7 protein-coding genes are annotated in these 9,854 nt (G+C 69.9%); 1 reads left to right on the plus strand and 6 read right to left on the minus strand.

Annotation, left to right across the window (positions count from 1 at the left end; translation table 11 throughout):
* Positions 1-1,912 (plus strand): pyruvate dehydrogenase (acetyl-transferring), homodimeric type (gene aceE, locus V7053_RS15955; RefSeq protein WP_334173257.1); only part of this gene is annotated, 1,912 nt, incomplete at its 5' end.
* A gap of 125 nt (positions 1,913-2,037) precedes the next feature.
* Here aceE and V7053_RS15960 read toward each other — a convergent pair.
* From V7053_RS15960 to V7053_RS15985, 6 genes are all read right to left on the minus strand, one after another.
* Positions 2,038-2,208, minus strand: coding sequence for a hypothetical protein (locus tag V7053_RS15960; protein ID WP_334173258.1), 171 nt, complete (start codon positions 2,206-2,208; stop codon positions 2,038-2,040).
* Between the two features lie 207 nt (positions 2,209-2,415).
* Entirely contained in the window at positions 2,416-5,271 is a 2,856-nt protein-coding gene (locus V7053_RS15965; protein ID WP_334173259.1) for a molybdopterin-dependent oxidoreductase, read from the minus strand.
* 1 nt (position 5,272) lies between these two features.
* Complete coding sequence (locus V7053_RS15970; RefSeq protein ID WP_334173260.1) at positions 5,273-6,106, minus strand: FAD binding domain-containing protein; 834 nt, start codon at positions 6,104-6,106, stop codon at positions 5,273-5,275.
* Positions 6,097-7,356, minus strand: a complete 1,260-nt coding sequence (locus V7053_RS15975) for an XdhC family protein (protein ID WP_334173261.1) — start codon at positions 7,354-7,356, stop codon at positions 6,097-6,099. The genes V7053_RS15970 and V7053_RS15975 overlap by 10 nt, the downstream gene beginning before the upstream one ends.
* A 120-nt stretch (positions 7,357-7,476) precedes the next feature.
* Entirely contained in the window at positions 7,477-9,018 is a 1,542-nt protein-coding gene (locus V7053_RS15980; protein WP_334173262.1) for an NCS2 family permease, read from the minus strand.
* 10 nt (positions 9,019-9,028) lie between these two features.
* Positions 9,029-9,532 carry a nucleoside deaminase gene (locus V7053_RS15985; protein WP_334173263.1) on the minus strand — a complete coding sequence of 168 codons (504 nt, stop codon included), beginning with the start codon at positions 9,530-9,532 and terminating at the stop codon, positions 9,029-9,031.
* Positions 9,533-9,854: the final 322 nt, after the last annotated feature.

Genomic DNA, 9,854 nt, shown 5'->3' on the forward strand with positions numbered 1-9,854 from the left:
GATCATCCAGGAGCTCGAGGCCTTCTTCCGCGGCGCCGGCTGGAACGTCATCAAGACGGTGTGGGGACGCGAGTGGGACGGCCTCCTGAGCAGGGACCGCGAGGGTCACCTCCTGCGCATCATGAACGAGACGCCCGACGGCGACTACCAGACCTACAAGGCCGAGTCGGGCGGGTTCGTCCGCGAGCACTTCTTCGGCAAGGCGCCGGAGACGAAGGAACTCGTCGCTGACCTGACCGACGAGCAGATCTGGAACCTCAAGCGCGGCGGGCACGACTACCAGAAGGTCTACGCGGCCTACAAGGCTGCCGTGGAGTTCAAGGGCAAGCCGACCGTGGTTCTCGTGAAGACTGTCAAGGGCTACGGGCTGGGCTCCCACTTCGAAGGCCGCAACGCCACGCACCAGATGAAGAAGCTCACCCTCCAGGACCTCAAGGACTTCCGCGACCACCTGCGCATCCCCGTCACGGACGAGCAGCTCGAGGCCGATCCGTACCGCCCGCCCTACTACCACCCGGGCATGGGCTCACCCGAGATCCAGTACCTGCTCGAGCGGCGCCGTGCCCTTGGGGGCTCCGTTCCGGAGCGCCGCAGCCGGCACGCGGAGGTGAGCCTCCCGCCGTCGTCCGCATACGCCGTCGCCCGCCGCGGCTCCGGAAAGCAGCAGGCCGCGACGACCATGGCGTTCGTCCGCCTCCTCAAGGACCTCATGCGGGACAAGGAATTCGGGCGACGGGTCGTGCCGATCGTGCCGGACGAGAGCCGGACCTTCGGCATGGACGCCTTCTTCCCGACGGCCAAGATCTACAACCCCAAGGGCCAGAACTACCTCTCCGTGGACCGCGACCTCGTGCTCGCCTACAAGGAGTCCCCGGCGGGGCAGCTCATCCATCCGGGCATCAACGAGGCCGGCGCGGTCGCGGCGTTCACCGCGGCGGGGACCTGCTATGCCACGCATGGGGAGCCGCTCGTGCCGATCTACGTCTTCTACTCGATGTTCGGCTTCCAGCGCACGGGCGACTCGTTCTGGGCCGCCGCAGACCAGATGGCGCGCGGCTTCATCATCGGTGCGACCGCCGGCCGGACCACGCTCACGGGCGAGGGCCTCCAGCACGCCGACGGCCACTCCCCGATCCTCGCCTCGACCAATCCCGCCGTGGTGACCTACGACCCGGCCTACGGATACGAGATCGGGCATATCGTGCGGGCCGGCATCGAGCGGATGTACGGCGGCAACCACCCGGATCCCAACGTCATGTACTACCTCACGGTGTACAACGAGCCTATCGTCCAGCCGACCGAACCCGAGGGCCTCGACGTCGAGGGGCTGCTGCGCGGGATGTACCGCCTGCCCCTTGAGGCGAGTGGCCCAGGGGACGAGCTCGTTGTTGGCCTCTCCGAGGACGCGCCTCGAGCGCAGCTGCTCGCCTCCGGAGTCGCAGTGCCGTGGGCGATCGAGGCGCGGCGCCTCCTGGCAGAGGACTGGGGTGTGGCCGCGGATGTCTGGAGCGTGACGTCGTGGACCGAGCTCCGGCGCGACGGCCTCGCGGTCGAGGAGCAGGCGTTCCTGCACCCCGGCGAGGAGACCGCGGTGCCCTTCGTCACGCAGCAGCTCTCAGGGGCCCCCGGCCCCGTGGTGGCCGTGACCGACTACATGAAGGCCGTCCCGGACCAGATCCGCCAGTTCGTCCCGGGCGACTACGCCGTCCTCGGAGCCGACGGGTTCGGATTCTCGGACACCCGCGCCGCAGCCCGGCGATTCTTCAAGATCGACTCGACGTCCGTCGTCGTCCGCACGCTCCAGGAGCTCGCCCGCCGCGGCGACGTCCCCGCGGACGCGCCGCGAGTGGCCATCGATAAATACCGGCTGCTCGACGTCAACGCGGGTCCGGCCGCCAGCACCGAGGACTAGCACGTTGCGCCGTCAGCTCTGCAGGGTTCACACCCTGCAGAGCTGACGGCGCAAGGGGAGAGGAAGAAGCACAGAGGAAGGGCCCCGACGCTCAGCGTCGAGGCCCTTCGCAGCGCGGTGGAAGGTCAGCGGGCGGCGAGCCAGCCGAGCATCCGGCTGAACCAGTCGCGCTTGGTCTCGAGGCGGTCGGAGCTCACGGCGAAGTCCGGGTCGGTGGTCCATCCACGGGGGATGTACCGCTCGACTGAAGCCGACTCCTGTGCGGGTTCAAGCTGATTCGTCTCTTTCGTGGGCATCGTCCTCCCCTTTCTGAACTCACCGATCCGCCCTATTTCACAAAGCGGAAACTTATTTCTGACAAGTGAAATTCTATGAGAACTCAGGGCGGGCGGTCAAGGGGTGACTTCCCTCCGGCCCACTTCTGTCTCCGCCACGGCTTTGAACCGAGCGACACGCCGCGCTCCCGACCGGTTGGGAATTCACAACCGGGCAGGAGCGCGGAGTCACACCCCTGCAGGTGCGGGTGCTGGCCGGGCGGGGAGGGCGAGGCCGGCCTCTTTGAGAGCGAGATAGATCCGATCGCGGGTGAATGGCGTCTCGGTAAAGCGGATGCCGGTGGCAGTCTTGAGCGCGTTCGCGAGCGCAGGAGCAACCGGGTTGAAAGGACTCTCGCTCATCGACTTGGCCCCGAGTGGCCCCAGCGCGTCCGTGGTCTCGGCGAAGTAGACCTCACTCCGCGGGACATCCGCGAACGTGGGGATGTGGTACTGCCGCAGGATGTCGGTGCTGACGGCGCCGTCAGCGTCCACGAGCACGTTCTCCCACAGAGCCGCACCAAGAGCCTGCGCGATCCCGCCCTCGACCTGCCCTCGGCACTGCCGCGGATTGACGACGACGCCCGCGTCCGCGGCCTGGACGCTCTGCAGGATCTGGAGCTCGCCGGTCCCTCGGTGGACTGCGACTCGAAACCCGTGCACGTTGAAGGCGACAGATCTGGGCGTCCCTGCCCAGCGCCCCTCGGCCGCGAGATCGACGCCGCATCCGAGGGCGGCCTCCGCCAGCTGCGCGAGCGGCACTTCGTGCCCCGAGCAGACGACGGCGCCCGGCACCAGCGAGCACTCGGCGACGTCGGCTTCGGTCCATTCGGCAGCAAAGGCGACGATGCGCCGCGCGAGGTCCTCGGCCGCGGCGAGCGTGGCCTTCCCAGCGACGACGGTTCCCGTTGAGCCGAACGCTCCGGTGTCGTGGTCGGTGAGTGCTGTGTCCGCGCTGCGCAGCACGACGTCCCCAGCGCCCGCGGAGAGCGCCGTCGCTGCGAGCTGCGCGTGCACGGTGCTCGTGCCGTTGCCGAATTCGGCCGTCCCGACGTCGAGCCCGAAGCGGCCGTCCGGGAGGAGCGCGATCCGAGAATGCGAGAAGTGCCCGCGTGGCGGGACGGTGTCGATCATCGAGAGCGCTGTGCCCTCGCCCACGAGCCATTCGGGCCCGAGCTCACCCTTGACGGACTTCCCGTCAGCACCGAGCTGCCCCTTAAACAGGCGCTCCCGTTCCCTGCCGCGCTTGAGGGCCTTGCCCACGAGCCGCACGCACTGGTCCAGGCCGTAGCTGCCGTACAGGACGTCGGGTTCAGGTTCTGGGAGCGAAGCGAGCATGGGATCATCCCGGTGGATCATGTTGCGCTGCCGGAACTGCAGGGGATCCATGCCGATCCCTGCGGCGAGCTCGTCCACCGCGGACTCAACCGCGAAGATCATCTGGCTCAGGCCATAGCCGCGGAACGCCCCCGCGGGGACAGTGTGCGTGTACACGGAACGAGCGTCGATCTTCTTGTTCGCGCACCGATAGACGCTCACCGATTCGTTGCACCCGTGGAACATGACGCCGGGCGCGTGGTTCCCGTAGGCACCCGTGTTCGTGACGACGTCGACCGCGAGCGCCGTGAGCGTCCCGTCGCGCTTCGCGCCCGCACGCAGCCGGATCGTGAAGGGGTGCCGGGTCGTGGTGGCGCGGAATTGTTCGGAGCGGGTGAGTTCGAGCTGCACGGGCCGGCCGAGCCGGAGCGCGGCAAGCGCCGCGACGTCCTCCGTGAGAACCTCCTGCTTGCCCCCGAACCCGCCGCCGACCCGGCCCGTCACGACGCGCACCTGCTCGGGCGCGAGACCGAAGATGCGCGAGAGCGTTCGCCGCGCGAGGAACGGAACCTGAGTCGACGAGCGTACGACGAGGGTCCCGTCCCCGCGCAGCACGTCGCCCTCGGTCCAGGCGATCGAGCAGTGCGTCTCGAGCGCGACATGCTGGACGCGCTGGGTCCGGAATGTGTCCTCATAGACGAAGTCCGCGGCGGCGAGCCCCACCTCGACGTCCCCGATCTCGGAATGCAGCTCCGCGACGATGTTGCGGCCCGGGTCCGCGATCCGTGCGGTCGCGGCGTCCTTCTCGCCATGCACGGCCGGCGCGCCGGGAGCGAGGGCCGCCTCCGGGGTCAGGACGGCGGGCAGCACGTCGTAGTCGACGACGACGGCACGCACCCCCGCCTCTGCAGCAGCCACCGTCTCCGCCACGACCGCGGCCACGCGCTGCCCCCGGTACCGAACGACGGCGTCGAAGAGCCGGGTATCGTCCGGGTCGTCCTCGACGAGCTCGTGCTGGGCCGTCGAGTAGAGGAGGTCCGGCGCGTCGTCGGCGGTGAAGACGGCGACGACGCCCGGAGTAGCGAGCGCGGCCGACGCGTCGATGGAGCGGATCCGGGCGTGCGCGTGGGGCGAGCGGACGAGCTTGAGGTGCAGGAGCGCGGCTTGGCCGCCGGGCACTTCAGCGTCCGTGACGTCGAGGGTGTACCTTTCGGTGCCGGAAACGATCCGCTGGCCGGCGAGGGCGGGGACGTCGTCCCCCATCCGGCCGTCCCTCGGTCCGCCTTGGCCGGTCCCCGAGACGGCGGCTTCGACGGCCGCGTAGCCCGTGCACCGGCAGAGGTTCCCCTTGAGGTTCCGCGGCAGGTCGGCGAGCTGGGCGGCGTCGAACGTCGCCGCGGTCATCACCATGCCCGCCGTGCAGAAGCCGCACTGGAAGCCCTGGGCCTGGATGAACTGTCGCTGCATCGGGTGGAGCCCGTCGGGGCCGGATGCGCCCGTCCCCGCGAGGCCCTCGATCGTCGTGATCGCGTGGCCCTCGGCACGCTGCGCGGGGTAGAGGCACGAGTGGACGGGGACGCCGTCGACGTGGACGGTGCACGCACCGCAGTCGCCGGCATCGCAGCCCTTCTTGACGCCGAGCGCGCCTTCTTCCCGGAGGAAGGTGCGCAGGCACTGTCCCGGGCGGGGGGTCGCGTGAGCGGGCGCCCCGTTGATCTCGACGGCCATGTCAGGCGCCCTCCTCAAGCAGCTCGAGACGCAGTTCCTCGCCGAGCCGGTAGGTCATGTCGCGGCGCCACGCGGGCAGGCCGTGGATGTCGTCGTGGTAAAGGTTTGCGGGGATCGCGGCGTCGAGGGCAGCGGCCAGCGCCGGGCCGTCGGGGAGCGACTCGGCGGCGAACCGCAGCTGGACAGGCCGCTTGGTCGAGGCGGTCACGGTCAGGACGAAGCCGCCGTCGGTATCGCGCCGCCCGATGAGCAGCGCTCCCGAGCGGCCACGGTTGCTGAGCGAGAGGCGCCGGAACGACGTCCGGGCCCGGAGCGCGTGCGCCGGGAGGCGGACCGAGCGGATGAGCTCGCCGGGTTCGAGGGCGTTGCGGCCATCGCCCGTGACGAGCTCGACGACGGGAAGCTCCCGCGAACCAGCCGCGCCCCACAACGTCGCGACGCCGTCGAGCGCCGCGCACAGCGACGTCATCGGGCCGGCCGGGAGGGACGTCGCGATGTTGCCGCCGACGGTCGAGAGGTTCCAGATCTTGAACGACGCGACGAACGCGTCGCAGCACGGGCGGACGACGCCGAGCGCCGGCCAGCGCGCGACGGTCGCCCCCGCGGGGTCCCCGACCTCCCAGAGCCGGGCGATCGTGCACGTGGACGCCAGGGTGAGGCCGTCGTCGTCCTCCTCGACCGGTTCCCAGCCTGCTGAGTTGAGGTCCAGGAGACGCCGCAGCGTCTGGCTTCCGTAGGAGAACAGGACCGTCCCGCCTGCGAGCCAGGCATCCCCCTCGCGCCACTCCGCCGGGTTCGCCGTGGGGACGATGGCCTCGATGGTGTTCATGTCCATGCGGGCTCACCGTGCCGTTCAACGGATCCGGTCGGCTCACTGCGCACGCGCGCCGAGGAGCGAGCGCCGTGGATCCTTCCCTGGACGTCCCGCAGGGGAGCCCCGCTCGCGGCCGGGTTCCGGGACGCGACGAGCTCGGCGAGGATCGAGACCGCGACTTCTGCCGGCGTGACGGCCCCGAGGTCAAGCCCGATCGGCGAGTGCAGCCGCGCGAGATCCCGCGGACCGTGTCCTGCCTGGAGGAGGGACGCGATCCGCTGCTCGTGGCTGCGGCGCGACCCCATCGCCCCGACATACGCGAGGTCGAGGCGGAGCGCGGCGTCCAGGAGGGGGGCGTCGAACTTGGGGTCGTGGCTGAGCACGCAGAGGGCGGTGCGCCGGTCGAGCCTTCCGGCTGCGGCCTCTGCCTCGAGATACTCGTGCGGCCAGGCCACAGCGATGTCATCGGCGGCCGCGAACCGCTCCTGCGCCGCGAACGCGGCGCGGGCATCGACGAGCGTCACGCGGTAGCCGAGGAGCTTCGCGGGCGGCACGAGGGCAGCGCCAAAGTCGTTGGCACCGACAACGAGCAGGCGCGGAGCCGGCAGGCGGCTCTCGACGAGGAGACGGATGGGCCCCGGGCTGGGGGCGCTCGAGCACCCACCGTCCGGCTCGACGGGCACGACGGCGGAGACCCCCTGCGCGAGGACGGGAGCCACGAGCGAGGCCGCGTTGAAGGCGGCCGCGGAGTCCCCCTCGAACAGCGGGCCGAGCGCCGCGGCCAGTTCGGCGAGGCGCAGGCAAGGCTCGGGGACGACGACGGGCCGGACGGCGCCGTCGTCCGCTCGCTCCCCCGCCGCCGCGAGGCGACGGACGACGGCGAACGGCGACGAGGCAGCGCGGCCCGCGACGGCGCTGAGGACCGCGAGGGACTCGGGCGGCAAAGGCTGCAGGTGGACCTCGAGCTCGCCGCCGCACGTGAGTCCCACCGCGAACGCGTCCTCGGCGCTGTAGCCGAATCGCTCGAGTCGAGCGACGCCGTCGTCCAGGGCGTCGAGCGCGGCCGCGACGACCGCGCCGTCGACGCACCCGCCCGAGAGGCTGCCGAGGACCATCGGCGCGAGGCCGGAACTCTCGGCTGCCGCGACGAGCATCGACGTGCCGACGGGCCGCGGCACCGAACCGCTCGCCCCGACAACGGTGGCCACAGCGCACCGCGTGCCGCTCGTGGCCGGCGCCCAGCCGGCCAGCTCGTTCAGGAGCTCGATCATGGCTCCCCCTTCTCCCATGCGCAGGTCGCATGGGTAAGTCAATGGTGCGCCCGCGAGGACCCGGAGCGTCACTTCCGGGGCCCCGCGGGCGCGGTCTTTCGGGCTCGGCTCTCAGGCCATCTAGGCCCCGATGAGGTGGCCCAACGGTCCCCGCACGAAGTACACGACGAAGCCCGCCGCGACCACCCACATGAGCGGGTGGATCTTCCGCGCCTTGCCGCTCGCCGCGCGGACGATGACCCACGTCACGAAGCCGGCACCGATGCCGTTCGCGATCGAGTAGGTGAGGGGCATCGTCACGATCGTGAGGAAGGAGGGCAGCGCGACGGAGAACTTGCGGAAGTTGATCTCGCGGATCTGGCCGGCCATCATCGTGCCGACGACGACGAGCGCGGACGAGGCGACCTCGAGCGGCACGACGCTCGTGAGCGGAGTGAGGAACATCGAACCCAGGAACAGCGCGCCCGTCACGACCGAGGCGAGGCCAGTGCGCGCGCCCTCTCCGATCCCGGACGCCGAGTCCACGTACACCGTGTTCGACGAGCCAGAGTTCACGCCGCCCAGCACCGCCCCGAAGCCCTCGATGATGAACGCGGCCTTGAGGCGCGGGAACGTGCCGTCCTTCTGGGTCAGCCCGGCACTCTTCGCAAGCCCTGTCATCGTGCCCATCGCGTCGAAGAAGTTCGTGAACACGAGCGTGAAGACGAGGGTGAGGCCCGCGAGGAGACCGATGCGGCTGAACGCGCCGAAGAGGTCGAAATGGCCCACCAGGCTGAGGTCAGGCACGGAGATGAGCTGCCCCGAGAGGACGGGCGTGTTGAGGTGCCAGCCGTCGGGGTTCTTAGGGCCGGCGGGACCAAGGTGCCAGATGGCCTCGACGACCATGGCCAGCCCCGTCGTCGCGACGATGCCGATGAGGAGGCCGCCCTGGATCTTCCGCGCAACGAGAATACCCATGAGGATCAGCCCCACCACGAAGATGAGCGTCGGGAGCGTCGTGATGGAGCCGTTCTCACCGAGCTGCACCGGCGGCCCGGATTGCGTCCCGCGGACGAAGCCCGAGTCGACGAAGCCGATGAACGCGATGAACAGGCCGATCCCGACCGTGATGGCGGCCTTGAGCTCGCGCGGCACCGCGCGGAAGATCGCCGTCCGCGCGCCCGTCACCCCGAAGAGGACGATGAGCACGCCGTTGATCACCACGAGCCCCATCGCCTCAGGCCACGAGACGTCCTTCACGACGGCGACCGCGAGGAACGAGTTGATGCCGAGCCCCGCAGCGAGGCCGAACGGTAGGTTGGCGAAGATGCCGAACAGGATCGTCAGCACCCCGGCCGTGAGGCCCGTGACGGCGCCGACCTGGGCCGCGGGCAGGAACGCACCCGTGACGTCGAGCGGTGCGCTCGAGGCGTTGAAGCCGCCGAGGATGAGCGGGTTCAGGATCACGATGTACGCCATCGTGAAGAACGTGACGAGGCCGCCGCGGATCTCCCGGGAGACCGTCGACCCGCGCAGCGTGATGCTGAAGAACCGGTCGAGGAAACCGTTCGCCGCCTTCGCCGCGCCCGCACGCGTGGTGGGCGCCGTCGTCGTCTGCTGGGTGCCCTCGGACCCGGGCTCGAACTCGTCGGTGCTTGTCTGGGCGCTGGTTTCGATGCTCATGGCAGCCGCCTCAGTATTCGATGCGCTGCGCGAAGGCCGCCCACTGCTCGAAGGGCGCCATGCGGCTGACTCCCTCGGGCTCCGTGTGCAGCACCGGCATCGACCGCTGCTCGACGGGCGTGTCGAAGTAGTCGTAGAAGACGGCGTCGTCGAATCCCGCGCTCGCCGCATCGTGCCGATCGGCCGCGAACCGGACGACGGCGATGCGCGCCCAGAGCGCCGACGCCAGGCACATCGGGCACGGCTCGCAGCTTGAATACAGCGTGGCCCCGGTGAGGTCGAAGGTGCCGAGCTCGCGGCAGGCTGTACGGATGGCGGTCACCTCGGCGTGGGCGGTTGGGTCGTTGCTCGAGGTGACGCGGTTGACGCCGTCGAACGCCTGGCCGTCTGCGGTGACGACGACGGCGCCGAAGGGGCCGCCGTGGTCGAGGACATTCTGAGCCGCGAGCTCTACTGCCCTGCTCAGGAAGAGACTGTCGGCGTGAGCTGTGGTGCGGCTGGGGGTGGTGGTCATGGAAGACTCCCTCGCTTGGGGGAAGTCCAGCCTCACCGAGTGCGCCCGGGGCTATCCGTGCGGACCAGGCCTGACCAGACTTCGAAAGCTCTGAATTGAGGTTGCCTGGTAGATAGCCTTCCGGGATCTGCTAGCTCAGATCGCCCGATGGCCCGCCGTGACCCTTCAAAGGTAGCAACGTCGTGTGATCCGCACCATAGGTTCCACAGACTTTTTTGGAATTTTACTTCCGCGAAACGGAACTCCTGTTGCGCCGTCACCTCCGCGGGGTGTGCACCCCGCGGAGGTGACGGCGCAACGGGCTAGGCCCGGTTGAGCTACG

Source organism: Sinomonas sp., from assembly GCF_036848755.1.
Taxonomy (GTDB): Bacteria; Actinomycetota; Actinomycetes; order Actinomycetales; family Micrococcaceae; genus Sinomonas.